26 protein-coding genes, 1 other RNA gene and 1 riboswitch are annotated in these 25,155 nt (G+C 64.9%); of the genes, 13 read left to right on the forward strand and 14 right to left on the reverse strand.

Annotated features, from left to right (window positions below; translation table 11 throughout):
- The first annotated feature begins 72 nt into the window (after positions 1 to 72).
- Positions 73 to 894: an enoyl-CoA hydratase gene (locus tag UC34_RS06350; protein ID WP_044454739.1), complete on the forward strand. Its 822-nt coding sequence runs from the start codon at positions 73 to 75 to the stop codon at positions 892 to 894.
- Positions 895 to 925: 31 nt separating this feature from the next.
- Here UC34_RS06350 and UC34_RS06355 read toward each other — a convergent pair whose 3' ends face one another.
- Both UC34_RS06355 and UC34_RS06360 read right to left on the reverse strand, forming a co-directional pair.
- A complete protein-coding gene (locus UC34_RS06355; protein ID WP_044454741.1) occupies positions 926 to 1,699 on the reverse strand; it encodes a ferredoxin--NADP reductase in 774 nt (257 codons plus the stop codon).
- A gap of 104 nt (positions 1,700 to 1,803) precedes the next feature.
- On the reverse strand, positions 1,804 to 2,739 hold the full coding sequence (locus UC34_RS06360; protein ID WP_063389821.1) for an alpha/beta hydrolase: 936 nt from the start codon (positions 2,737 to 2,739) through the stop codon (positions 1,804 to 1,806).
- Between the two features lie 424 nt (positions 2,740 to 3,163).
- Here UC34_RS06360 and UC34_RS06365 point away from each other — a divergent pair, with 424 nt between their 5' ends.
- The 3 genes from UC34_RS06365 to UC34_RS06375 all read left to right on the forward strand — a co-directional run bounded on the left by UC34_RS06365 (position 3,164) and on the right by UC34_RS06375 (position 6,858).
- Complete coding sequence (locus UC34_RS06365; protein WP_044454743.1) at positions 3,164 to 3,913, forward strand: electron transfer flavoprotein subunit beta/FixA family protein; 750 nt, start codon at positions 3,164 to 3,166, stop codon at positions 3,911 to 3,913.
- Positions 3,914 to 3,927: 14 nt separating this feature from the next.
- A complete protein-coding gene (locus tag UC34_RS06370; RefSeq protein WP_044454745.1) occupies positions 3,928 to 4,860 on the forward strand; it encodes an electron transfer flavoprotein subunit alpha/FixB family protein in 933 nt (310 codons plus the stop codon).
- Between the two features lie 216 nt (positions 4,861 to 5,076).
- Positions 5,077 to 6,858: an acyl-CoA dehydrogenase gene (locus UC34_RS06375; protein ID WP_044454747.1), complete on the forward strand. Its 1,782-nt coding sequence runs from the start codon at positions 5,077 to 5,079 to the stop codon at positions 6,856 to 6,858.
- 122 nt (positions 6,859 to 6,980) lie between these two features.
- Here UC34_RS06375 and ssrS read toward each other — a convergent pair.
- From ssrS to UC34_RS06390, 3 genes are all read right to left on the reverse strand, one after another.
- Positions 6,981 to 7,161, reverse strand: a non-coding RNA gene (gene ssrS / locus UC34_RS06380) — 6S RNA.
- Positions 7,162 to 7,194: 33 nt separating this feature from the next.
- Positions 7,195 to 7,506 carry a cell division protein ZapA gene (locus tag UC34_RS06385; protein ID WP_044454749.1) on the reverse strand — a complete coding sequence of 104 codons (312 nt, stop codon included), beginning with the start codon at positions 7,504 to 7,506 and terminating at the stop codon, positions 7,195 to 7,197.
- Entirely contained in the window at positions 7,503 to 7,814 is a 312-nt protein-coding gene (locus UC34_RS06390) for a hypothetical protein (protein ID WP_044454750.1), read from the reverse strand. Before UC34_RS06390 ends, UC34_RS06385 begins: the two co-directional genes overlap by 4 nt.
- An 89-nt stretch (positions 7,815 to 7,903) precedes the next feature.
- A riboswitch (cobalamin riboswitch) is annotated at positions 7,904 to 8,155 on the forward strand.
- A gap of 272 nt (positions 8,156 to 8,427) precedes the next feature.
- Between UC34_RS06390 and UC34_RS06395 the strand changes: the two genes are divergently transcribed.
- From UC34_RS06395 to UC34_RS06420, 6 genes are all read left to right on the forward strand, one after another.
- Positions 8,428 to 10,278 carry a TonB-dependent receptor plug domain-containing protein gene (locus UC34_RS06395; protein WP_084070395.1) on the forward strand — a complete coding sequence of 617 codons (1,851 nt, stop codon included), beginning with the start codon at positions 8,428 to 8,430 and terminating at the stop codon, positions 10,276 to 10,278.
- 66 nt (positions 10,279 to 10,344) lie between these two features.
- Positions 10,345 to 11,340, forward strand: a complete 996-nt coding sequence (locus tag UC34_RS06400; RefSeq protein WP_044454752.1) for a FecCD family ABC transporter permease — start codon at positions 10,345 to 10,347, stop codon at positions 11,338 to 11,340.
- A gap of 80 nt (positions 11,341 to 11,420) precedes the next feature.
- Entirely contained in the window at positions 11,421 to 12,245 is an 825-nt protein-coding gene (locus UC34_RS06405; RefSeq protein ID WP_044457835.1) for an ABC transporter ATP-binding protein, read from the forward strand.
- Between the two features lie 148 nt (positions 12,246 to 12,393).
- Positions 12,394 to 13,467: a nicotinate-nucleotide--dimethylbenzimidazole phosphoribosyltransferase gene (cobT, locus tag UC34_RS06410; protein WP_044454754.1), complete on the forward strand. Its 1,074-nt coding sequence runs from the start codon at positions 12,394 to 12,396 to the stop codon at positions 13,465 to 13,467.
- Positions 13,468 to 13,532: 65 nt separating this feature from the next.
- Positions 13,533 to 14,324 carry an adenosylcobinamide-GDP ribazoletransferase gene (locus UC34_RS06415; RefSeq protein ID WP_044457836.1) on the forward strand — a complete coding sequence of 264 codons (792 nt, stop codon included), beginning with the start codon at positions 13,533 to 13,535 and terminating at the stop codon, positions 14,322 to 14,324.
- Positions 14,315 to 14,896: a histidine phosphatase family protein gene (locus UC34_RS06420; protein ID WP_044454756.1), complete on the forward strand. Its 582-nt coding sequence runs from the start codon at positions 14,315 to 14,317 to the stop codon at positions 14,894 to 14,896. The genes UC34_RS06415 and UC34_RS06420 overlap by 10 nt, the downstream gene beginning before the upstream one ends.
- A gap of 64 nt (positions 14,897 to 14,960) precedes the next feature.
- On the opposite strand, the gene UC34_RS06425 is transcribed toward UC34_RS06420, so the two are convergent.
- Positions 14,961 to 15,899 carry a cobalamin-binding protein gene (locus UC34_RS06425; protein ID WP_084070980.1) on the reverse strand — a complete coding sequence of 313 codons (939 nt, stop codon included), beginning with the start codon at positions 15,897 to 15,899 and terminating at the stop codon, positions 14,961 to 14,963.
- A gap of 400 nt (positions 15,900 to 16,299) precedes the next feature.
- Here UC34_RS06425 and UC34_RS06430 point away from each other — a divergent pair, with 400 nt between their 5' ends.
- Entirely contained in the window at positions 16,300 to 16,482 is a 183-nt protein-coding gene (locus tag UC34_RS06430; RefSeq protein WP_044454758.1) for a hypothetical protein, read from the forward strand.
- 209 nt (positions 16,483 to 16,691) lie between these two features.
- Here the strand turns inward: UC34_RS06430 and UC34_RS06435 are convergent, their stop codons facing one another.
- From UC34_RS06435 to cobU, 4 genes are all read right to left on the reverse strand, one after another.
- Positions 16,692 to 16,904: a hypothetical protein gene (locus tag UC34_RS06435; RefSeq protein ID WP_044454760.1), complete on the reverse strand. Its 213-nt coding sequence runs from the start codon at positions 16,902 to 16,904 to the stop codon at positions 16,692 to 16,694.
- Positions 16,905 to 17,203: 299 nt separating this feature from the next.
- Positions 17,204 to 18,406 (reverse strand): threonine-phosphate decarboxylase CobD, encoded by a 1,203-nt coding sequence (cobD, locus tag UC34_RS06440; RefSeq protein ID WP_084070398.1) that lies wholly within the window; start codon positions 18,404 to 18,406, stop codon positions 17,204 to 17,206.
- 5 nt (positions 18,407 to 18,411) lie between these two features.
- Positions 18,412 to 19,392, reverse strand: coding sequence for an adenosylcobinamide-phosphate synthase CbiB (gene cbiB, locus UC34_RS06445; protein WP_044454763.1), 981 nt, complete (start codon positions 19,390 to 19,392; stop codon positions 18,412 to 18,414).
- A gap of 6 nt (positions 19,393 to 19,398) precedes the next feature.
- Positions 19,399 to 19,965, reverse strand: a complete 567-nt coding sequence (gene cobU / locus UC34_RS06450; protein ID WP_044454765.1) for a bifunctional adenosylcobinamide kinase/adenosylcobinamide-phosphate guanylyltransferase — start codon at positions 19,963 to 19,965, stop codon at positions 19,399 to 19,401.
- Between the two features lie 40 nt (positions 19,966 to 20,005).
- Between cobU and UC34_RS06455 the strand changes: the two genes are divergently transcribed.
- Together UC34_RS06455 and UC34_RS06460 are read left to right on the forward strand one after the other, a co-directional pair.
- The gene (locus tag UC34_RS06455; RefSeq protein ID WP_044457838.1) at positions 20,006 to 21,505 is read left to right on the forward strand and encodes a cobyric acid synthase; all 1,500 of its coding nucleotides are present in this window, start codon (positions 20,006 to 20,008) and stop codon (positions 21,503 to 21,505) included.
- A gap of 93 nt (positions 21,506 to 21,598) precedes the next feature.
- Entirely contained in the window at positions 21,599 to 22,246 is a 648-nt protein-coding gene (locus tag UC34_RS06460) for a ParA family protein (RefSeq protein WP_044454767.1), read from the forward strand.
- 119 nt (positions 22,247 to 22,365) lie between these two features.
- On the opposite strand, the gene panD is transcribed toward UC34_RS06460, so the two are convergent.
- The 4 genes from panD to UC34_RS06480 form a co-directional block, all read right to left on the reverse strand.
- Complete coding sequence (panD, locus tag UC34_RS06465; protein ID WP_044454769.1) at positions 22,366 to 22,785, reverse strand: aspartate 1-decarboxylase; 420 nt, start codon at positions 22,783 to 22,785, stop codon at positions 22,366 to 22,368.
- 137 nt (positions 22,786 to 22,922) lie between these two features.
- The gene (gene panC, locus UC34_RS06470; RefSeq protein WP_044454771.1) at positions 22,923 to 23,759 is read right to left on the reverse strand and encodes a pantoate--beta-alanine ligase; all 837 of its coding nucleotides are present in this window, start codon (positions 23,757 to 23,759) and stop codon (positions 22,923 to 22,925) included.
- 7 nt (positions 23,760 to 23,766) lie between these two features.
- A complete protein-coding gene (locus tag UC34_RS06475) occupies positions 23,767 to 24,594 on the reverse strand; it encodes a segregation and condensation protein A (RefSeq protein WP_044457839.1) in 828 nt (275 codons plus the stop codon).
- 355 nt (positions 24,595 to 24,949) lie between these two features.
- Entirely contained in the window at positions 24,950 to 25,132 is a 183-nt protein-coding gene (locus UC34_RS06480) for a DUF3460 family protein (RefSeq protein WP_044454773.1), read from the reverse strand.
- Positions 25,133 to 25,155: the final 23 nt, after the last annotated feature.

Here is a 25,155-nt window from a genome sequence, read left to right on the forward strand (position 1 = left end):
ATGAGCTAGGGACGGGCGGATCGCCAATCAGAAATGCCGCGCGCCGAAGACCGCTGCGGCACAGGAGACATCATGACGTCATCGGAAGCGACGGCGGCCGTCGAGCCGCTGGTTCTCGTCTCGCGCGGCGAAGGTGAATTGACGGGTGTGCTCACCCTCACGCTCAATCGTCCGCGTCAATTCAACGCCCTCTCCGAAGCGATGCTGGGTGCGCTGCAAGACGCACTCGATGTCGTCTCGCATGACGACAGCGCCCGTGTCGTGGTGCTTGCAGGCGCAGGGCCGGCGTTTTGTGCCGGACACGATCTCAAGGAGATGCGCGCCGAGCCGTCGCTCGACTACTACCGTACGTTGTTCAACCAATGCACGCGCGTGATGCTGACGATGCAGCGCATGCCGCAACCGGTCATCGCGCGAGTGCATGGGATCGCCACCGCGGCGGGTTGCCAGTTGGTGGCAATGTGCGATCTCGCGGTCGCGGCGTCCACCGCGCGCTTTGCCGTCTCCGGCATCAACGTCGGTCTGTTCTGTGCGACGCCCGGCGTTGCGCTCTCGCGCAATCTCACCCGCAAGCAGGCCATGGAGATGCTGCTCACAGGGGAGTTCATCGATGCGGCAACCGCCCGCGAGCGCGGGCTCGTTAATCGCGTGGCGCCGATCGAGCGGGTCGACACGGAAGTGGCCGGACTGTGCCGCGCGATTCTCGCCAAGCCGGCGGCAGCGGTCGCCGCGGGCAAGGGGCTGTTCTACCGACAGGCCGAGACCGGGATCGAGGCGGCCTATCAGATGGCCGGACAGACGATGGCTTGCAACATGATGCAGGCGTGCGCGCTCGAAGGCGTGCAGGCGTTCATCGAAAAGCGCCCCCCGGACTGGGCAAACCCTGCCGGGTGAGGCATCGCGCCGCCGCGCCCGCCCACGTCGCCTACCACTGCTTTTCGAGCACCAGCGGTCCCGGCGTTGCCGTGCGGCTCACCGCATAGCCATTGCCGGTGAACCAGGCGCGCAATTCCTTGATCATGTCGGGATTGCCGCAGACCATGATGCGCGACGTCGCGGGATCGAGCGTCGCGCCCATCGCTTTTTCCAGCTCGCCCGACGACAGTAGCGACGTGATGCGTCCGTACAGTGCGCCCGGCGTTTGCTCGCGCGTCACGCTCACGGCGAAGCGAAGCTTGTGCACCAGCGCAGGATCGACGTCCGGATGCGAGAAGTGCCTGAGCGCTTCGTAATAGGCAAGGTCGCGTTCCCACCGCACGCTGTGCACGACGAAGATGCGCTCGAAGCGTTGCCACACGGCGGGGTCGCGCAAAATCGAAATGAATGGCGCGAGTCCGGTGCCGGTGGCCAGCAGCCACAGGTCCTCGCCGCCGGTGAAGCGATCGAGCGTGAGAAAGCCGTATGCGGTGTGATCGACGAAAAGCTCGTCGCCGACCTTGAGTGTGGCAAGTCGTGGCGTGAGTTGCCCCTCCGGGATCGTAATTACATAGAACTCCAACGTATCTTCTGCAGGCGAGTTGACGAAGGAGTACGCGCGCCAGATCAGTTCGCCGTCGTCGCCCGGCAAGCCGAGTCGCACGAACTGCCCGGCCGTGAATTGCAGGCCGGGCGGGCGAGTGGTCTTGATGCTGAAGATCGTTGGCGTCCAGAAATGCATGCCGGTAACGGTTTGCGGCGAGTACTTCGTCTGCGCTTGCATGCCGGGGGCTCCTCGCAATTCGACACGCTTTCAGTGTAACGCGCAGTGGGGCGTCGCGCCGCGAGACCCTGTTCGCGGGGCGGGTTCCGCGTGAAGGGCCTCGTTCAGGCGCTGTGATGGCTGCCGAATGCCGGTCGTGCCGAAGGCGCAAATCGGTGGGGCTCGAAGCCCGACGGCGCGGCGCCGGTCTGCGGCAAGTGCTGCTCCAGCCACTGTGTCAGTTCGTCGATGACCTTCTCGCGATCGAGATCGTTGAGCGTTTCGTGAAAATGACCCGGGTAGAGACGCAGGGTCTTGTCCTGCGAGCCGGCGTTGCCATGAAACTGTTCGCTTGCCCAGGGAGCGGTGAGTCGGTCGGCGGTGCCATGGAAGATGTAGAGCGGCAGGTGCAGGGCGTCGGCATTGGCATGGATGCGCGCCATGGCGTCGAGCAATTCCGCGGCCGTACGTGCCGGGGTGCCACGATAGGCGTTGAGCGGGTCGCGCCGGGCGGCGTCCACCACGGTCGTGTCGCGGGCAATGGCGGCGGGATCGATCTTGAAGACGGGGACTTTCGGCAACCAGCGCGACACCCAGCGTCCGGCCTTTTCCATCCACGGCGCCACGGGCTTGCCCGGGCCCAGCGCGGGGCTGCTGAGCATCAGTCCGCTAACGTTCGCCGGCGCGCGCGTGATCGTGTAAAGCGCGGCAATCGCGCCGCCCATGCTGTGGCCCAGAAGGAACAGGGGCGTCGGCCCGAACGCGGTGCGTACGTGGGTGAGAAAGATCTCGGTGTCGTTGAGGTACTCGTCGAAGCGATTGACGTAGACGCGTGCGCCGTCAGAGCGGCCATGTCCGCGCAGGTCGTAGCTCACGGTGGCGATGCCATATGCGGCGAAGTGCTCGGCCAGTGGCGCGTAACGCCCGCCATGCTCGCCCATGCCGTGCACGATGGCCACCACGGCTCGCAGTGGCACGCGCCCCGGCGGCGGCTGCCACGTGTGGACATGGAGGGCGAGACCGTCGCTGGCGCGTAGCTTCGATTCGGAATGCGTTGTCATGTCTGCTCCGGGTGCGATGGCCGTCTTCGCCTGACGACGTAATGACTTCACCACGCCGCGACAACATTCGCCGATAGCCGGTGGTCGCTTTTTCTGTGACGGCGCTGCAATTTGCGGTTCGCTATTCGATCATAGACGTGCGCGCGTCGGCGCGTTTTCTCTAGAGGAAACGCACCACGAGGAAACTGGCTGTAGATCGCGATTTGCATAAAAATAGCACGATCGTTCGGCATGATCGCGGCGGCCCGCAGGCCTGTCCACGTAGGCGCCGAAACCGTTTTGGGCTGGATCGCGCATCTGTGGCAAATCAGAAGGGCTTCATGAAACTTCGCCACAAAATGCCTCAAATATGCAATTTATGCGTCATTTGCCGTGTGGTTATAATGGCAGCGGATTGACGTAAACGTAACTTTGGAGCGAGTTCATGAAGATCCTGGTACCGGTCAAACGGGTAGTGGATTACAACGTAAAGGTTCGCGTGAAGAGCGACGGCACGGGCGTCGACATTGCGAACGTGAAGATGTCGATGAATCCGTTCGACGAAATCGCGGTGGAAGAGGCGGTTCGGCTGAAGGAAGCGGGCGTGGCGACGGAAGTGATCGCCGTGTCGGCGGGGGTGTCGCAGTCGCAGGAGACGCTGCGCACGGCGCTGGCCATCGGTGCGGATCGCGCGATCCTCATCGAGTCGGACGAGGAACTGCAGCCGCTGGCCGTGGCCAAGCTGCTCAAGGCGATCGTGGACAAGGAGCAGCCGCAACTGGTGATCCTGGGCAAGCAGGCCATCGACGACGATTCGAATCAAACCGGTCAGATGCTCGCGGCGCTGGCGAAGCTGCCGCAGGCGACGTTCGCCTCGAAGGTGACGGTGGCGGACAACCGCGCGCAGGTCACGCGCGAAGTCGATGGCGGACTGGAGACGGTGTCGCTGTCGCTGCCGGCGGTGATCACGACGGACCTGCGTCTGAACGAGCCGCGTTACGTGACGCTGCCCAACATCATGAAAGCGAAGAAGAAGCCGCTGGAGACGGTCAAGCCCGCCGATCTGGGCGTTGACGTGAGCCCGCGGTTGAAGACGCTCAAAGTGGCCGAGCCGCCCAAGCGCAGCGCGGGGGTGAAGGTGGCGGACGTGGCAACGCTCGTCGAAAAGCTGAAGACCGAAGCGAAGGTCATTTAAGGGGAGACGACGAGATGAGCATTCTGGTCATTGCAGAACACGATAACCAAAGCCTGAAGGCCGCGACCCTGAACACCGTGACGGCAGCGCTGCAATGCGGCGACGACGTGCATGTGCTGGTCGCAGGCAGCAACGCGAAAGCGGCGGCGGATGCGGCCGCGCAGATCGCCGGTGTGAAGCAGGTGCTGCTGGCCGAGGCGACGTACTTCGGCGACGGTCTGGCGGAGAACATTGCGGACGAAGTGGTGTCGCTCGCAGGCGCGTACTCGCACATCCTGGCTCCGGCCACGGCGTACGGCAAGAACATCGCGCCGCGCGTGGCGGCGTTGCTCGACGTCGCGCAGATCTCGGACATCACGAAGGTCGAGAGCGCCGACACGTTCGAGCGCCCGATCTATGCGGGCAACGCGATTGCGACGGTGCAAAGCGCCGATAAGGTGAAGGTGATCACGGTGCGCTCGACGGGGTTCGACGCCGCAGCGGCCACGGGCGGCAGCGCTGCGGTGCAAACCGTGGCGACCACGCCGGACGCCGGGGTGTCGCAGTTCGTTGGCCGCGAGGTGACGAAGCTGGACCGTCCGGAGCTGACCTCGGCGAAGATCATCGTCTCGGGCGGTCGCGGTCTGGGCAGCGGCGAGAACTACACCAAGGTGCTGGAGCCGCTGGCGGACAAGCTGGGCGCGGCGCTGGGCGCATCGCGCGCGGCGGTCGATGCCGGTTACGTGCCCAACGACTATCAGGTGGGCCAGACGGGCAAGATCGTGGCGCCGCAGTTGTATGTCGCGGTGGGCATTTCGGGTGCGATCCAGCATCTGGCAGGCATGAAGGATTCGAAGGTGATCGTGGCGATCAACAAGGATCCGGAAGCGCCGATCTTCTCGGTGGCGGATTACGGCCTGGTGGGCGATCTGTTCACGGTGGTGCCGGAACTGACGGGCGCGCTGTAAGCACGCACAACGCGCGCTCCGAAGCGGCAACCATGAAGTGAAGCGGTAAAGTGAAGCGGTAAAGTGAAGCAGCAAGGCTGCGGGCGTTGGGCCCGCAGCCGATTCGCATGAGGAGGCGGCGCGTCTTCATGCGAATCGGTCGAAAGAAAACATAACAACAAGAATCCCGGCATTCGCCACCATCCGAAGGCAATCGGAACCCCTTGGAGGAACGACATGAGTTATCAGGCCCCGATCAAGGACATGCAGTTCGTCATGAACGAACTGGCGGACCTGAAGCGCATCGCTGCGCTGCCCGGCTACGAGGATGCCTCGCCCGACGTTGCACAGGCCGTGCTCGAAGAGGCGGCCCGCTTCAATCAGGAAGTTCTCGCGCCGCTGAACGTGATCGGCGATCAACAGCCGAGCACGTGGAAGGACGGTGCCGTCACGACCACGCCCGGCTTCAAGGAAGCCTTCCGTCAGTTCTCCGAGGCGGGCTGGCAGGGAGTGCTGCATCCGCAGGAGTTCGGCGGTCAGGGGCTGCCCAAGCTCGTCGCCACGCCCTGCACGGAAATGCTCAACGCAGCGAATCTCTCGTTTGCATTGTGTCCGTTGCTGACGGACGGCGCCGTCGAAGCATTGCTCACCGCCGGCACGCAGGCGCAACGCGCCCTCTACGTGCCGAAGCTGCTCTCGGGCGAGTGGACCGGCACGATGAACCTGACCGAGCCGCAGGCAGGGTCCGATCTGGCCATGGTGCGCACGCGTGCGGAACGCGAAGCCGATGGCACCTATCGCCTCTTCGGCACGAAGATATTCATCACGTTCGGCGAACACGATATGGCGGAGAACATCGTCCACCTCGTGCTCGCCCGTACCCCCGATGCGCCCGCAGGCGTGAAGGGCATTTCGTTGTTTATCGTGCCGAAGTTCAACGTCGACGCCGAGGGGAACCTTGGTGCGCGTAACGACGTGCATTGCGTATCCATCGAACACAAGCTGGGCATTAAGGCGAGTCCGACGGCAGTGCTCCAGTTCGGCGATAACGGTGGTGCGACGGGGTATCTCGTCGGCGAGGAAAATCGCGGCCTCGAATACATGTTCATCATGATGAACGCGGCGCGCTTCGCTGTCGGCATGCAGGGGGTAGCCGTGGCCGAGCGTGCGTATCAGCATGCCGTTGCCTACGCGCGCGATCGTCTGCAAAGCCGTCCGGTGGATGGTTCGTCGCGCGACGCGGTGACCATCATCCATCACCCCGACGTCAAGCGCATGCTCATGACGATGCGTTCACTGACCGAAGGCGCACGCGCCCTTGCCTATGTGGCCGCCGCGCAAGCCGACATCGCCCATCATGCGCCGGAGGCCGACGAGCGCAAGCGTGCGCAAGCCGTCTACGAGTTCCTCGTGCCGATCGTGAAGGGCTGGAGTACGGAGATGTCGCTCGACGTGACGAGTCTCGGTGTGCAGGTGCATGGCGGCATGGGTTTCATTGAAGAAACCGGAGCGGCGCAGTACTATCGCGACGCGCGCATTCTGCCGATCTATGAAGGAACGACGGCGATTCAGGCGAACGATCTGATCGGGCGCAAGACGCTGCGCGATCGCGGTGCCGTCGCCAACGCGCTGTGTGAGCAAATCGCGGCGACGGAAAGCGAACTGCGGGCCGCGGGCGGTGTGGCGGTGTCGGTGGCGGATCGTCTCGCGAAGGGACGCGAAGCGCTGTCGATCGTGGTCGACTACGTGGTGGCGAATGCCCAGGACAATGCCAACGCGGTGTTTGCCGGCAGCGTGCCGTATCTAAAGCTGGCGGGTATCGTGCTGGGCGGCTGGCAGATGGGGCGAGCGCTGCTCGCGGCGCAAAAGCTGCGCGATCAGGATCCGTCGTTTTTCGACGCCAAGATCGGCACGGCGCGCTTCTACGCAGATCACATTCTGACGCAGGCGCCGGGGCTGGCACTGACCATCACCGAGGGCGCGGATTCGGCGCTTTTCCTGAGCGAAGCGCAGTTCTGATGGTCATACGTCTGGCCCCTCAGACGAATCCGTTGCGCAGGTAAAAAAGCGACCTTCGGGTCGCCTTTCATTTGCATGCTCGTCGAAAAAAAACGGCACTGCGCGAACGCAGTGCCGTGTATTGGGTCCCCGCCTCAGCCGCTAAGCCGGCATCCTGAACCGAAGGTTCAAGGTGGTCGCGGTTAGTAGCGCTTTGGGTTCATCAGACAGAGTGACGCTCACGCCAGCACTACAAACTTCCGCAACCTGCAACAGATCATTGGTTCAAGGAATCTATGACTTTCGCGAACCAGGCAGGGAAAACTAACCTTTTGGACTGGACGGCTACCGGGTCATTCAGCTTTGATACTGATCGATCACAGCGCTCAGTCGTTCATCCATGGCTTGCATTCTACGCTGAATTTCTTCGGCGGGGAATGCTTGTCCGGCAGCAATGCTTTTTTCCAGCGCAAGCAATTCGGATGCCAGACTCAACGCTGCCATGACGGCAATCCGGTCGGTGCCGCGCACGCTGCTTTGCGCACGCACCTTGCTCATTTCCGCGTCCACGCGCGACACGGAAGCGAGCAGGTCGGCTTCGTGTTCCGGCGGGCAGGCGAGGCGGTAAGACTGTTCGAGAATATTAACTTCGAGCTGCTTGATCGTCATGCGTTTTCTCCACCGGGGGTGCCGAGCAGATCCATCTGACCCTCAGCGGGGTTTTGCGTCGGGAGCTTTTCAAGGATCGCGTTCAGGCGAACCTGCGCTTCGTCGATCTTGGCGGCGAGCTGATCGCGTTGCAGTCGCAAGGCGTCGCGTTCGGTGCGCAATTGCTCAATGGCGGCGCGGGTTTCGTCACATTCTGCGCGCGCACGGTCGAGTTCCGCGAGCAGCGCTTGATTGTGTTGGTGAAAGCGTTGGCTGATGACAACCAACTGTTCCATTTTGTCGGTGAGATTGTCGAGATCGGTGAGCATCGGGCTGCGTCCTCTTGATTGCCCTACATTCTAACGGAATCGGCGGCCAATGCCCGACGAACGAGCATTGACGCTCGTTCGAATGGCCCCTACACTTGCGGCACTTCGGTGCTCGCGCACGCCCCCCCGGCATGCGCAGTTAAACGGGAAACAGGGAGCCGCGTCCCCACACGGGCTGGCCAACCTGTGCTGCCCCCGCAACGGTAAGTCATTCTTTCGACCCGAAAGGTTTCCGAAAACGCGCCTCACCCCCATCGCCACTGTGCGCCACGCGTGCACGGGAAGGCCGGTCAGGCGCGACGATGACCAGCCCGGATACCGGCCCAAGTGAGTGGGGATCCACATGCCGCGTGGCGCAAGCCGCTGGCGGCGTCTCGTCGTTTTCAGGTGTCGATGCTTCCCATCGTGTTCGCATTTCGACGTGTCACCGGCGCTCCCCTTTCGTCGGCGGCCTGCGGGGGAACGGGCCAAGGCAATAAGAAAATTACGGAAGTCACACCCGATCATGCGCACCCACGTTCGCGCGATGGCGCCACACGCGCCTGCATTTTCTCCCGCGTCACCTGCGTCACCATCCTCGTATCCGTCGCGTCCAGGTCCGCTCGATACGGCCATGAAGCCCGGCGTGCATCGCCTGACGATCGCCGCCACCCTGTTCGCCATCAGTCTCGGGGCGCACGCGCAGGCGAGCGATGCTTCGCTCAACACCACGGTCGTGACGGCCTCGCGCACCGAGCAGAAGCTCGCGGATACGCTCGCGTCCACCTCGGTCATCACCCGCGCGCAAATCGAGCAAAGTCAGGCGCAGGACCTGCCTTCGTTGCTGCGTGGGCAGGCCGGTGTCGAAATCGCCCAGAACGGGGGCTTCGGCGCGTCGGCCAGTATTTTCATGCGCGGCGCGGCGTCCAATGCGTCGCTCGTGCTGATCGACGGCGTGCCCGTCAACTCCGCAACGACCGGCACGACCAACATCGCGCAGATCCCGGTGTCGCAAATCGACCACATCGAAATCGTGCGCGGCAACGTATCCGCACTGTACGGTTCGCAGGCGGTGGGCGGCGTCATCCAGATATTCACGCGCAAAGGCGACGGCGGGCCGCCCAAGGCCTACGCCGAGCTCGGCTACGGTACGAATAACACCACCCAAGCGAACGCGGGCATCGCGGGATCGTTCGATGAAGGCAAGACACGCTTCTCGCTCGATGTCTCGCGCTTTCACACCAACGGTATCTCGGCACAGGACCCGCGCTTCGCACCGAAGGTCAACCCGAATCGCAACGGCGACGACAACACCAGCGTGAGCGCCGCGCTCTCGCGCAAACTTGGCCACACCTGGGAAGTGGGCGCGCGTCTGTTCCAGAGCGATGGCAGCATCAGCTACGACAATGCGTTCGGCAAGCCTTCCGACCTGAACGATACCGATGCCCGCGTGCGCCAGATATCGGCCTACGCCAAGGGCAATGTGACCGACAAGTGGCACACGCGATTCACCGTGACGCAGGGCGACGATGACAACTACAACTATCTGAACGGCAAGGGCAACGGTAACTACCATACGTCGAGCAATCAGATCGACTGGACCAACGAGTACGCGTTCATGCCCGATCACAAGCTGATTGCCGGTTACACGCGTCAGGAGCAAACGGTCGAGAGCAACACGAACTACGACCACAACAACCGCCATCTCGACTCGATTTACGTCGGCTACGAGGGGGTGTTCGCGAACCGGCATGAAGTGCAGGCAAGCGTGCGCCGCGACATGTATTCGGACTTCGGGGGCGCCAACAGCTGCTGGGTCGGCTACGGCTATCGGCTGACCGACCAGTGGAAGCTGATGGCGAACGCCTCGGACGGTTTTCGCGCGCCGACCTTCAACGAGCTGTTCTTTCCGGGCTTCGGCAATCCGAATCTGCAACCGGAACGCTCGATCTCGAAGGAACTCGCCGTGCAATTCCATGACGCGCGTTTCGGTCTGGCAAAGCTCGCGCTGTTCCGCACCGACTATACGAATCTGATCCAGTCGCTCACCGTGTTTCCGTACACGGCGGCGAACGTGGCAAAGGCCCGCGTCGAAGGGCTGGAACTGACGTATCTGGGCAAGATCCAGCGGACCGGCACGGACGTGCGCTTGTCGTTCACGCGACAAAATCCGACGGATCTGGACGCCGACAAGGTACTCGCGCGTCGCGCCAAACAGTACGGTTCGCTCGGCGTGACGCAGACGCTCACGGATAAATTCAGCGTCGGCGGCGATGTCTTCTACAGCGGCGAGCGTTACGATACGGGAGGTCAGCATCTCGGCGCCTACACGCTGGTGAATCTCCAGGCCCGCTACAACATCGACAAGTCCTGGTACGTCTCGGCGCATCTGGATAATGTCTTCAACAAGAACTACCAGACGGTTTATGGCTACAACACCCTCGGGCGCGCGATTTACGTCTCGCTCGGCTGGAAGCAGTTCTGACCGGCCGCGGCGCGCTAACGGCAATCTCGGCAATCTCGACAGCGTCCGGGCAGGACGCATCGCCGCATGACGTTGCGGCGCGCGCTCACCATCTGGGCAGGGCTGGCCGCTGTCGTGCTGGCTGTGCTGATCGCATCGCTCATGCTGGGCAGCGTTCCGGTGTCGCTACGCGAGATCGGGGCGATGGCGCTGGGGCACGATGTCGGCCTCGTCGGCGATGTGATCTGGCGACTGCGCCTGCCGCGTGCGCTTGCGGCGTTCGCCTGCGGCGGCCTGCTGGCCGTTGCGGGCACGCTCATGCAAACGTTGCTACGCAATCCGCTAGCGGACCCCTACGTGCTCGGCATCTCCGGCGGCGCGGGCGTGGCCGCGCTGGCCTCGCTGGCGCTCATGCTGCCGTTTTTCTGGGTACAGACGAGCGCCTTCCTTGGCGCGCTGGCCGCCATTGCCATCGTGATGGGGTTGTCGCGTCGCAGTTTCCTGCGCGCCGGCGAGCAGGACAGCAGCGCCAGGCTGTTGCTGACCGGTGTGATGATGGCCGCCGGTTTCGGCGCGCTCGCGACGCTGATTCTCACGCTCGCGCCCGACGCGAGTCTGCGCGGCATGCTGTTCTGGCTCACCGGGGATCTGAATGGCGTCGACCGCGCCTCGCTGCCGCTGATCGCGCTCGTCGTGACGCTGCTCATCGTGAGTCCCGTCGCGCATCGCCTGAACGTGCTGCTGCGTGGCGAAGCCGTCGCGCAAGCCGTGGGCGTGGCGGTCGGTCCCTTGCGTATGCGCGTCTATCTGGCCGCGTCGCTCGCAACGGCGATCGCCGTCACGACGGCGGGCAGTATCGGCTTCGTCGGTCTGGTCGTGCCGCACATCCTGCGCCTGCGCTTCGGCAACGATCAACGCATGCTGCTTCCTGCCGCCGCGCTCGGGGGCGGAGCGTTGCTGATGCTCGCCGATCTGGTCGCGCGCACCGTTATCGCACCGACGCAACTGCCGGTGGGCGTGATCACGGCGATGATCGGTGTGCCCGTCTTCCTGTGGTTGCTGTCGCGGAGGGTGATCCGGTGAATGCGTCGCACAATGAACCACAGCACGAACCACGGCGAGAGTCACAGCACGAATCGACGCAGGCGCAGACGGACGAGCCCTTGCTGCAAACGCATGCGCTGACCCTGCGTGCGGGAGCGCGCGTGCTCGTCGACCGTCTGAACCTGGCCGTGGCGCCGGGCGAGTGCTGGTGTCTTGCCGGGCCGAATGGCGCGGGCAAGACGACGCTGCTCGATACGCTCGCGGGCCTGCGCGCGCTGGCGGCGCATCCGCCGCGCGACGCCGCGATGACGGCGAGCGGGCGCGTGACGATCGGCGGCAAGGCGCTCGCACAGTGGCGTCCCGAACCGCTCGCCCGCATCAGAGCCCTGATGCCGCAGCACACGCGCGACGCCTTCGGGGCAACCGCTATGGAGGTCGTGCTCGCGGGCCGTCATCCATACCTCGCGCAGGGACGTTGGGGCGCCTGGGAGTCCGATGACGATGTCGCCATGGCGCGTGCCGCTCTGGCACAGGTCGGCCTCGAGGATTTCGCGTCGCGCGACGTCACGACGCTGTCCGGCGGCGAGCGTCAGCGGGTCTCGCTCGCGGCGGTGATTGCGCAGGCCACGCCGTTGCTGCTGCTCGACGAGCCTTTGTCGCATCTCGATCTGCACCATCAGATCGATGCGCTCGAATGGCTCGCCGGGCGTGCCGCGCGCCAACCACTGCGCGCAGGGACCGCCGTCATGTTCTCCTGCCACGACCTGAATCTCGCGCGACGTTTTGCCTCGCATGCCCTGTTGCTCGACGGCAGCGGTGGCTGGCGAGCGGGTCCGGTGCGCGACGTGCTCACGGCCGAGCATTGCAGCACGGCATTCGGCTACCCGCTGCGCCTGATTCGCGACGGCGAGGACGAAGCCCTCGTGCCGGTGCGTCGCGCATGAGGCGAATCGTTGCGGCATGCCGGTCTCGCGTGCGGGCAGGCGTACACTCGTGTGTGCGCCCCCGTGGGCCAGCGATGTCGCGCGGCGTTGCCCGCTGCGCTTCACCGCTTCACTGTTTCACCGTTCCCCTGTTTCAGGACGTTTCCGAATGACCGCTTTCCCCCCGTTGCTGGCAGAACGCTTCGACATCCACTCACCATCGACGGCGATGGACGCCGCGCTGCGGCATGCCATCGACATCAAGACGAAGCCGCCCGGCAGCCTCGGCGCGCTCGAGCGCGTGGCGCACCGCGTTGGCCGGATTCAGCAGAGCGTGACACCGGAACTGACGCGTCCCGCCATGCTCGTGTTCGCGGGCGACCACGGTATCGTGGCTGCCGGTGTGAGCCCGTATCCGCAGGCGGTGACGGCGCAAATGGTGCTCAACTTCCTGCGAGGCGGCGCCGCCATCAACGTCTTTTGCCGCACCAACCGTATCGAGATGGAAGTCGTCAACGCCGGTGTGGCGGCCGACTTCCCGTCTCACGCGTTGCTGGTCGACATTCCCGTCGCACGTGGCACGCGGAATTTCCTCGATGCGCCAGCCATGTCACGCGAGCAGCTCGAAACGGCGCTCACCGCAGGCGCTGCGCGCGTGGTGACGCATGCCTCCCATGGGACCCGGATGATCGGCTTTGGTGAGATGGGCATCGGTAACACGTCGGCCGCCGCCTGTCTGATGCAGCGTCTGACGGGGTTGCCGCTGTCCGCCTGCGTGGGGCGCGGCACGGGTGTCGACGACGCGGGCCTCGCGCGCAAGACGGCCATTCTCGAGCGTGCGCTGGCGGCGCACCCCGCCACGGAGGATCCCCTCGAGACGCTGGCGACCTTCGGTGGCTTCGAGATTGCGATGATGACCGGTGCGTATCTGGCGGCGGCAAAGCTGGGTCTCGTGATCGTCGTGGACGGCTTCATCAGCACGGCGGCGCTGCTGGTCGCTTCACGCGTGTCGCCTGCGGTGCTGGACTACTGTGTATTCGCGCATGCGTCCGACGAAACCGGACATCGTGCGATGCTCGACACGCTCGGTGCCGAACCGATGCTGCAATTGGGGCTGCGCCTGGGCGAGGGTACGGGCGCCGCGCTGGCCATGCCGTTGATTGGCGCCGCCGCCGCATTCCTGCGTGAAATGGCGACCTTCGAAGGCGCGGGTGTCAGCGAGCGTGAGGCAACGGGCGCATGACGACTTCCGCGCCGGATCCATCGCCCGACACCGCCGCGCAGGCGCGCGATCTCGTGCCGCGGGACATGGAGCCGACGGCGTCGACCTCGTTCGCGGGATTCCACGGGCAATGGTGGCTTTTCCTGACGGCGCTGGGTTTTTTCACCCGTGTGCCGATTCCGCAATGGGTTGGCTACTCGCCAGCACAGCTCAACGCTGCGACCCGCTACTTTCCGCTCGTGGGCGTCTTCGTCGGCGTCCTCGTCGCGTTGCTGACGGTGGCGATGGGGCACGTATGGTCGCCGCGTCTCGCCATTGCGCTCGGCCTGGGCGTGAGTGTGCTGCTCACGGGCGCCTTTCACGAAGATGGTCTGGCGGATTCCGTCGACGCATTCGGCGGCGCTTTCGCGCGCGAGCGTGTGCTTGAGATCATGCATGACTCGCGCATCGGCACATACGGCGCCGTCGCCTTATGGCTGGCGCTGGCGATCAAGTGGCAGGCGCTCGTGGACATTCAGATGTCGGCCGGGTGGGGGGGATTCGCTGTCGTGCTCGTGGGCGCACACGCCGCGAGTCGCTGCATGGCGATCAGTTTGCTGCGCGCCCTCGATTACGTTCGTGCGCAGGGCAAGGCCAAACCGGTGGCGCAGCGGTTGCGCCTGAGCGATCTGATGTTCGGCGTAGCGTGCAGCGCGCCGTGGTGGGTGTGGCCGGATTGGCGCGCCGGCGTGACGGCGGCGGTGGTGCTCGTTGCGTTGCGTGCGGGGCTCATTCGCTATCTGCGCCGACGTCTCGGCGGCTATACCGGCGACACGCTCGGGTTCGCGCAGCAACTTGGCGAACTTGCGCTGTATCTGACGGTGTGCGCATGGATCTGATCCTGATGCGCCATCCGCCGCCTGAAGTGGATGCGCAGGTTTGTTACGGGCGTACGGATCTGCCGGTCGATGAGAGACGGTTCGACGCCGCCGTCGCCGCCATGCAGGACCGACTCATGACGTTGCTTGACGCTCGCGTCCCTCGCGTCATTCACAGCAGTCCGCTGCAACGTGCGTGGCGTGCCGCAGACATGCTGGCGGCCTCACTCGGTGTACCGGTCCGTCAGGACGCGCGTCTGTCCGAAATGCACTTCGGGGCGTGGGAGATGCAGCCGTGGAATGCGATCGATCGCAACGATCTCGACGCCTGGGCGGACAACGTCTCGGGCTTTTCACCCCCCGGTGGCGAGTCCGCCCGCGACATTGCCGTCCGCATGAACGCCTGGGCGAGCGAGTTGCAGGGCGATCTGCACGTCGCCATTGCCCACGCCGGGCCGATTCGTGTGCATGCGGCAACGGCACTGCGTTTGCCGACGACGGCGTGTCTGACGTGGGCGCTCGACTTCGGTCGTCTTTGCCATCTCCACATTGCCGACGATGGCCGCGCACGGCTCGTTCGCTGGAACGCCTGAGCGGCAATCGTCGGCCCTCGACGGGCCCCGTCAGCGTTGCAGCGTTGCAGCATTGCCGAAGGGCTCACTTCGCCGCTGTCGCCCGACGCGAGCGGGCGAGGTCGAGGTCTTCGCACATCTCGCGTGCGCCATCCAGAATGCGGGGGCTGGGACGGTTGATGAGATCGCCGTCGATGCCGAAAAGATTGCCGCGCGCCACGGCGGGCAACTGCGGCCATTGGCGCCAACTGTCCAGGGTGGCGAGCGGCTTGTCCGATGTCGTGGCGCCCTGTGTGGCGGTAAACATTGCCTCGGGCGCTTTGGCCAGCACGGCCTCCACGGACACGCGAGGCACCAGCGGCGTTTCGTTGGCGAACACGTTGACGCCGCCGCACAGCCGGATCACGTCGCTCACCATATGCGTGCCGTTCAGCGTCATGAGCGGTTGGGTCCACACCTGGTAGAAGACGGGGACCGGGGCGCGCGACGCATATTGCTGGCGCAGTGCTTCGTAACGCGCACGAAAGGCGTCTGCCGACGCTCGCGCCCGGGCGGGCGTACCCATCAGCGTCCCCAGCGTTTCGATGGCCGCAGGAAGGTCCGTCAGGCGCTTTGGCTCCGAATAGAACACGGGCAACTTCAACTGACGCAAGGCTTCGATCTGACGCTGCGAGTTGCCGTGCATCCACACGACCAGCACATCGGGCTTGAGCGCGAGAATGCGCTCGAGGTCGAGGGCGCTGTTGTCGCCCACGCGAGGCAGATGCTGCGCGGCCTGCGGGTAATCCGAATACTTCACCACGCCTACGACCTTGTCGCCCGCGCCGGCGGCAAAGAGCAATTCCGTTGCATGGGGCGCCAAGCTCACGACACGTTGCGCCGGGGCGGGCAGTGTGACGGTGGCGCCCGTGTCGTCTTTCACTGTCACAGCCGCGCAGGCGGGCGACGCGCCCAGCGAGGCGGCGCAGGCAAGTATGGCGAGGGCGAAAACCAGGAAGACGCGGCGACGCAAGTGAGCGGGCATGGTGAAGCGAAAATGAGTGATGCCGAGAGGGGGGCGCATGCCAGACACGCGAAGGCGTCAGCGGTATCGACGGGGTGCCGGGCATCCGGGATCGCAAGCGTCCGGACATTCAGAACGATTCACAACGTGAGCGCACTTTCGGCACGCACGCGCGTGGATACGGACAAATGCGCCATTTCCGGCAGACGACGGCATGACGCCAAGCGTTTGGCATACAAAGCGCCGAACCGATGTTACACGATGACGGTCGAACGATGCGTGACGAAGGACGTGACAGCGATGGCACGCGTTTGCGCGAGTCGTACCCACGTCGAGGGCGATCGGATATCGGAGGGCAGGCGTTCGATGCGCCGGCGCTCATCCGATAGACGGGACATATGAAGAGCGAGGAGGGGAAGTCGTGAAACGAAACTTTGGAACGATTGGCGTGTTGGCCGTGGCGCTCGTCACGCTGCTCGGTGCATGCGCCGGCCCGGGGGGCAACAGCAGTGACGGCGGGGCGGGAACGAGCGCTACGAGCACCAGCGGCAGCAAGGTGGAAGCCTATGGCGTGATCGACGGCGGCGTGAGGGTCGTCAGGTAAGGCGACAGTGGGCTCACAGCGGGACCACAGTGAGCAGACGGTAAAACACCACGCCCCCTGACTCGAGAGAGTGCAGGGGGCGTGGTGTTTTACGCAGTGCCGAACATTATGGCAACGTTACTGGAGCATCACTACGTCGGCAATTCCATGGTCGGCAGCGTGGCTGCGGGGACCGAAGTCCCCGTCAGCCTGACGCCGACCGCGCTGCGTTAGTTGGAGGCCGGGGCCGGGGCCGCAGCACCTGCGTCCGATGCCGGGGCGCTCATCGTGGCGCCTGCATCGCTGGCCGGAGCAGCGGCCGCAGGGGCCGATGCCGTCGTGTCGGCAGCCGGAGCGGCCGATTGGTCTTCCTTCTTGGAGCATCCCACCGTCACGATGGTGGCGGTCAGAAGCGTGGCGAGCAACAGCGGCAGTTTTTTCATTTGGTCGTCCTTTTAATTAGGGAAAGCCCTTGCGAAAGAACCTTCAGTCTAGCGGCGCCCTTCGGCGATGACTGTGTGCATTTGTTGCAGAAATGCTTCAATTTGTAACGAAAACGGCAGGAACGCCCGTCTTTTAATGCCGCGTAAGCGACACAAGGTCTGATGCACGGCACCCAACCCGAGCCTTCGGTCCGGCGGTCAGCGCCCGTTCAGAAGCATAACGAGAAAATTGGACGGCACCGTTATTCAGCGGTTCCCGAAAAGTGCATTTGGGATGGAATCCGAGACGTCCTCGTCGATTATCGGGACCGCTGCGCCCTTCCGGCTTGCCGCGCTGCCGGATATGACGATGCCGCAGCGATAGCAAGCGCCGCGTCCAATCGCCGCCACGCCAGTTCGCTCCCGGGCAAGCCAAGCCGCAGACTGGGCAACCTCCTTGTTTCTCCATCGGGCAGGCCGACAGGGCGCACGTCGAACAAGCGAGTCCATATGCCCTCGGCAGCCAGCCGTTCATGCCACTGAGGCGCTAATACGTGGGGAATCCACGCGAAGAGCGGGGCGCCCCGCGCTGGCCACCCATGGGTGCGCAACAGCGCTAACAAACGTTCACCGTCGCGCAACAAACGTTCGCGTGCGGCGGTTTGCCACGCCGTATCGGCCAATGCCGTTCGGACCGCGAAGCGTGCCGGACCGCTGACCGTCCACGCGCCCAGATGCTCGGCCAACTGTGCACCGAACCGTTCGGGCGCCAATGCGAATCCTGCCCGGATGCCGGCCAGTCCAAAGAACTTGCCTACGGAGCGCAGCACGACGAGACCGTCCTTGCCGACGTGCGGCGTCATGGATTCGCGTGGCGAAACATCCGCGAACGCTTCATCGACGATCAGCATTCCGCCGCGTCGGGCCAGTCGGCCATGCCAGTGCTCAAGCGTTGGGCGCGCGACGTGCCGTGTCGTCGGATTGTCGGGATTGACCCACACGACATAGTCGACATCGGGCGGTTCGACCTCCGGACCCAGCCACGGCACCAGCGTATGCCCGGCCTTCGCGAAGGCCGGCGCGTATTCGCTGTAGGTCAGCGCCGCTACCGCGACGCGTCCCGGACGCAGCAATGTGGGAATGGCGCGGATGACCGCCTGCGATCCGGCGCAGGGCACCACCGTGTCGACCGGCACGCCGTAGTAGCGGGCAGCCACGTCGCGTAAGGCGTCGAACGCGTCCGGCAAGTCGCGCCATGCGCTTGGCGGAGGCATCGGCACGGGGTAACCCACGGGATTGATGCCGGTCGACAGGTCGAGCCAGTCCTCCCGCGGGCGTGCGTAACGGCGGATGGCCTCGCCGAGATTGCCGCCGTGACGCGGCGCGCAGGGCGCAGGCGCGCCGCCCCCCAAAGGAATCGCAACGCGGGGCGTGCCGCAGGCGGCTGGCGCGAGATCGTCTTCCGATGATGCCAGTGAGTCACGCGAGGTAGATGAAGTAGACGAAGCGGACGAGGCAGACATTGCGATCAAAGCAGAGTCGTGGGCATGGTGTCGGCCTGCGAGGCGGCGAACAGCGCCAGCGCGCCGCTCACAATCAGCCACATCCACATGGAGCGCGAGATGAGCCGCCAGGCGGCCCGGATATGTTGCGCGGACGGCTCCGTACCGCAGCCCAGCGGCGGGCGCGCTTCCCACTCGCCGTGGTATCGCGCCGGGCCGCCCAACTGGACATTGAGGCTGCCGGCGCCGGCCGCCATCACCGGCCCTGCGTTCGGGCTCGACCACGCGCCGGCCTGCGTTCGCCAACACGCAATCGCACGGGCGACGTCGCCGAAAATCGCATAGCTCGCTGCCGTCAGCCGGGCGGGAATCCAGTTCAGCACATCATCGATGCGCGCGGCGGGGCGGCCGAAGTACAGAAACTTGTCGGTGCGATATCCCCACATGGCATCGAGCGTGTTCGCCAGCCGGAACAGCACGACGCCGGGGGCGCCGGCAATGGCGAACCAGAACAGGGCCCCGAAGATGGCGTCGTTGCCGTTCTCGAGCGTCGATTCCACGGCAGCGCGCGCGAGCTCGGAGGCGCTCGCGTCTTCGGTATCGCGCGAGACGATGCGTCCCGTGAGCGCGCGCGCCTGCGCAAGATCGCCGTCGCGTAACGCGCGCGCGATCGGCATCACGTGTTCACGCAGACTGCGCGCGCCGAGCGCGGCGTAAAGCGCGAGCGACTGCCACAGAACACCGCCCCAGCCGGGCAGGAATGTCAGTGCCCAGGCGATCAGCACGGGGATCACGAGCATGATCGTCCAGGCCCACGCCCCGCGCGTCATCGCGGTGAGCGGTTTGTCGCGCACCGCAGGGTCGTTGAGCCACGCTTCGACCCCGTTGGCGATGTAGCCGAACCCGACCAGCGGATGCCAGCGGCGCGGTTCACCGAGCCACGCGTCGAGCAGCACGCCGATCAAGGCGGCGAGCCAGAGTGATTCGGGAGCGAGTCCGGTGAGCATCGACGCTTATCCCTTGACGACCATCGGCAGGCCGGCGACCACAAAGCGCACGTGCGGCGCGAGCGCGGCAACGCGCTGGTTCAGACGTCCGAGTTCGTCGACATACCGCCGCGTGACCGAGCCCATCGGAATCACGCCGAGTCCGATTTCGTTGCTGACGACGACGATCTTGCCGGGCCGCGACGCCAGTGTGGCGGCGAGCGCATCGACGACGCCTTGCCACTGGGCATCGGTCGCGGGGCCCTCGGGATGGTCCTCGGGCGGACACAGCCAGCCGGCGAGCCACAGCGGCAAACAGTCCACGAGCACGCAGCGCCCGTCGTGCGCGACGTCTCGCAACGCGCCGGCGAGATCCCGGCCCACTTCCACCGTTTCCCAATGCGCGGGACGGCTGGCCCGATGATGCGCAATGCGCGCTTGCATTTCCGGCTCGTCGCTCACCGCAGCCGTGGCGAGATACGTCACGGGCAGGCCGCTTTGCGCAGCGAGATGTTCCGCGAACGCACTCTTGCCGGAGCGCGCACCGCCAAGCACGAAGGTCAGATCGGGGGAGGTCGGGACGAAGTCGGTCATGGGCGATATTGTACGAGCGACCGATGCGATAATCCGCGTCATGAGTGAAATCCCTGTCAAATTCCCTGCCGCTGCGCCCCGATATCGCGGCACCCTGATGATCCAGGGCACGACGTCCGATGCGGGCAAGAGCACGGTGGTGGCCGGCCTGTGCCGTCTGCTTTACCGCGAGGGCGTGCGTGTTGCGCCGTTCAAGCCGCAGAACATGGCGCTCAACAGCGCGGTGACGGCCGATGGCGGCGAGATTGGCCGTGCACAGGCCTTGCAGGCACAGGCGGCCGGCGTGGCCGCCCATACCGACTTCAATCCCGTGCTGCTCAAGCCGAGCAGCGATCGCGGCGTGCAGGTCATCATCGGCGGCAAGGTCATGGCCGATCTGGATGCGCGCGCCTATCACCAGTACAAACCTCGCGCGATGGCGGCAGTGCTGGCGGCCTACGAGCGCCTGCGCACGGGCTACGAGGCGGTGCTCGTCGAAGGCGCGGGCAGTCCGGCCGAGGTAAATCTGCGCTCGCGCGACATTGCGAACATGGGATTCGCGGAAGCGGTCGACGCCCCGGTGCTGCTCGTCGCGGACATCGATCGCGGCGGCGTGTTCGCGCAGATGATCGGCACCCTGGCGTGTCTGTCGGACACCGAACGCGCGCGCATCAAGGGCTTCATCATCAACCGATTCCGGGGCGATCCGTCCTTGCTGACCAGCGGGCTGACATGGCTGGAGGAGAAGACAGGCATCCCGGTGCTCGGTGTGCTGCCCTATCTGCATGGACTGCATCTGGATGGCGAGGACATGTTGCCGGCGCAGCGGCACGCGAGCGCTGGCGACGCGGTGCGCCTGCGAGTGGCCGTGCCCGTGCTGCCGCGCATCAGCAATCACACGGACTTCGACGCACTGCGCGCCCACCCGCAGGTCGACTTCCGCTATGTGGGGCCCGGCGAAGCGTGGCCAGCGTGCGATCTCGTGATTCTGCCCGGCAGCAAGCACGTGCGCGCCGATCTGGCATGGCTGCGTGCCCAGGGCTGGGAGCCCGCGATTGCCCGGCATTTGCGCTATGGCGGCAAGGTGCTGGGCATCTGCGGCGGTTTGCAGATGCTGGGCAGTGCGATCCACGATCCGTTGGGACTCGAAGGCGAGGCGGGCACCACGCCCGGCCTTGGCTGGCTTGCGCTCGAAACCACGATGGAGGCGCAAAAGCAGTTGCGTGTGGTGACGGGGCGCCTCACGGCTGGAAATGCGCCGGTGAATGGGTACGAGATCCACATGGGCGTGACGCGCGGGGCGGCGCTCGGGCGTCCGGCGGTCTGGCTGGAGGGCGAAATCGCGGATGGCGCGCGCTCGGACGACGATCAGGTGATGGGCACCTATCTGCACGGCCTGTTCGATACGCCCGAGGCGCTGCATGCGCTGCTGACCTGGGCCGGCGCCCACGATCTGGCGCGGCAGGACTACAACGCGCTGCGCGAGGCGTCGCTCGACCGGCTGGCCGACTCGTTTGCCGCGCATCTGGATCTGGCGCGCGTGTGGGCGTGTCTGCGCTAAGGTCGATGACGAAGCCCGGGTGCCCGCCGGTGCATCCGGATCGTCATGGAGCCGTTGTAAGATGAGCGGCAAATCGACCTCGGGGAGTCTGCAATGCCGGTGATTGTGGTGGCGAATCCAAAGGGTGGCGTGGGCAAAAGCACGCTGGCGACGAATCTGGCGGGCTATCTGGCAGCGCAGGGCCATGCCGTGATGCTGGGCGACACCGACCGCCAGCAATCGTCACGGGCGTGGCTGGGACTGCGCGCACCGGCGTTGCGCCCGATTGCGACGTGGGAAGTCGATCACAACGAAGTCGCCCGGCCGCCCAAAGGCACGACGCACGCCGTTCTGGACACACCGGCCGGCCTGCATGGCAAGCGTCTCGACGCGATCCTCAAGCTCGCGGATCACATTCTGGTGCCGTTGCAGCCGTCGATATTCGACATTCTCGCCACGCGCGACTTCCTTCAGAAGCTGGGCGAAGAGAAGGCCGTGCGGCAGGGGGAGGTCCGCATCGGTGTGGTGGGCATGCGCGTGGATGCGCGCACGCGCGCTGCCGATCAGCTCTCGCGCTATTGCGAGGAAGCCGGGCTGCCGGTGCTCGGCATGCTGCGCAACACCCAGAATTACGTTCAACTCGCCGCGCACGGGCTGACTCTCTGGGATGTGGCGCCCGGACGTGTGGAACGCGATCTCCCGCAATGGGAGGGGATTACGGCGTTCGTGACGAAGTCGGCGTCGGGTCCGAAGGGCGGTTAGTTCGAGCGTCCCGCACCGGCCCACGTGACCCAGGTTCTGGCCTTGCCAAAAAACAAGGGACCCGTTCGGGTCCCTTGCTTGTTTGCGGCAGCGCAAGGCGAACCTTGCGACCCTCGCTCTTACTTCGCGTCCGCGGTTTCGAAGGCGCGGGTCTCTTCCCATGCCTGAAGCGGCACGTGATCGCGCTCGCCCTTTTGAACGTTCTTCTCGTCGACGAACACCAGCTTGGGCTTGAAGCCGGCGAGCACTTCCTTTTCCTCGACCTGCGCGTACGAGACGATGATCACGATGTCGCCGAGTTGCGCGCGACGTGCTGCCGCACCGTTGAGCGAGATCATGCCGCTGCCGCGCTCGCCACGGATGGCGTAGGTCGTGAAACGTTCGCCGTTATTGACGTTGAAGATGTCGATTTGCTCATTTTCGACAAGGCCCGAGGCTTCGAGCAGGTTCTCGTCGATCGCGCACGAGCCTTCGTAATGCAATTCGCAATGCGTAACGGTGGCGCGGTGGATCTTCGACTTGAGCATGGTGCGGTACATGGCGTGCCTCTAGTGTTGCGATGTCGCGCACACGGCGCGACGAAAAGTGTTTGCGCATTCGGCAAAGGGCCGACTTGCGCGCGGCTTGGTGCCTGTCGCGCGCGGCCTTCGATCGATCGGGGCCGCGTGCCCGGCACTCAGATTTCGAGATTGTCGATCAGACGTGTCGAACCCAGCCTGGCGGCGGCAAGCACCACCAGACTCTCTGACGGCGCCGCGCCGGGCGCAGGCACACGCAGATTGGCGCGCTGGCGAATCGAGACATAATCCGGCTTCCAGCCTCGCTCGATCAGCGTCTTCATGGCAGCCGCTTCGAGCGCGGCATAGTCCGTCTTGCCCGCATTCACATCGTTGCGAATCTCGTTGAGCAGGCGGTAGAGCTGCGGCGCCTCGGCGCGTTCGGCCTCCGACAGGTAGCGATTGCGCGAGGACAGGGCAAGGCCGTCTTCGGCACGCACCGTCTCCGCGGCAATGATCTCGATCGGCAGCGCAAACTGACGACACATGCTGCGCACGATCATCAACTGCTGATAATCCTTCTTGCCGAACACCGCCACGCGCGGTTGCACACACGAGAACAGCTTGGTGACGACGGTGCACACGCCCTTGAAGAAGCCCGGGCGGAATTCCCCTTCGAGGATGTCGCCCAGATCGTGCGGCGGCTCAACGCGGTACTCCTGCGGCTCGGGGTACATCTCCTTCTCGTCCGGGGCGAACAGCACGTAGACGTTCTCGCGCGTGAGCTTCTCGACGTCGTCGGCCATCGTACGCGGATACTTGTCGAAGTCCTCGTTCGGCCCGAATTGCAGGCGGTTCACGAAGATGCTCGCGACGACCGGGTCGCCGTGCTGGCGCGCCAGTCGCATGAGCGAGAGATGGCCTTCGTGCAGATTGCCCATCGTGGGCACGAAGGCGACGCGATTCTGACCGCGCAATTGATCGCGCAGCTCGTGAATCGAGGGAATGACTTTCATGGGGCGCTCAGTTTGGGGTGTAAGTCAGGCGGACGTAGATCGGTGCGAACGGCTCGGCCTGCGTGATCTCAAGCAGCGATTCGCGCGTGAGCTCGAGCATGGCGATGAAGTTGACCACGACCACCGGCACGCCGCGCGTGACGTCGAACAGTTCGGTGAACTCCATGAATCGCGCACCTTGCAGGCGGCGCAAAATCTGGCTCATGTGCTCGCGCACCGACAGTTCTTCGCGGGAAATCTTGTGATGCTGCACGAGCTTGGCCCGGCGCAGGACTTCGGCCCACGCCGCGCGAAGGTCCTCGGCGTCAACATCGGGAAAGCGCGGCTGGAGGCTCTGCTCGATGTAGACCTGCGAGCGCAGGAAATCGCGCCCGAGCACCGGCAGCGTATCGAGTTTCTGCGCGGCGAGCTTCATCTGCTCGTATTCGAGCAGCCGGCGCACCAGTTCGGCACGCGGATCCTCGGCTTCCTCGCCGGTGTCGGCCTTCTTGACCGGCAGCAGCATGCGCGACTTGATCTCGATGAGCATCGCGGCCATGAGCAGATACTCGGACGCGAGTTCGAGATTGGTGCGGCGGATCTGTTCGACGTAGAGCAGATACTGCTTCGTGACCTGCGCCATCGGAATGTCGAGGACGTTGAAGTTCTGCTTGCGGATCAGATACAGCAACAAGTCGAGCGGGCCTTCGAAGGCTTCGAGGAAGATCTCCAGGGCATCCGGCGGGATGTAGAGATCGTTCGGCAGGGCAAAGAGCGGCTCGCCATACAGGCGGGCGCGCGCGACACCGTCGACCGTGTCGGGCGTTGAGTCCTGCCCGTCGTGCGGGGCGGGCAGTTCCGTGGCGCTGCCGCCTGCGTTTGCAGCACGCCCGTTCGAGGCGGCAGCGGACGCCGCGTGAGCGTCATCCGACGATGCGGGGCCGTCAGGCGTTGTACGCGATGCCGATCCATGCGCCGCGGGCTGAGCGGCGGCGTGCGTCGCTGCGTCGCCCGGAACGCCGTCCGACGCATCGCGCTGCGCGCCACCCTCACTGTTGCCGTGATTGCCGCCATCGCCATCGCCCACGCCATCCGCCATCGCATCGACGTGTTCGGGCGCCGGCACGATCTCGGGGATCGGCTCGGGCGTGAACGACGGATCGTCAGGGGGACTCGGGTTCAATGCGGCACTCGGTGCGGAAACGCCCGGATTATTCGCCTTGGTAGACGTACGGTTGCTGCGCCACGCGCGACTGCTGCGCACGGTTGCGTTCGTCGAGATCGATCGGCTGCTTGTCCCACAGCAGGGCACGGCCCTTGCGTTGCTCCGCTTCCAGCGTCGGCTTTTCGGCCTTGAGTTGCTTGATGAATTGGGTGATGTCGGACTCGTACATGGTCGATTGCTTGAAAAATAGGC

Source organism: Pandoraea vervacti (assembly GCF_000934605.2).
GTDB classification, from domain to species: domain Bacteria; phylum Pseudomonadota; class Gammaproteobacteria; order Burkholderiales; family Burkholderiaceae; genus Pandoraea; species Pandoraea vervacti.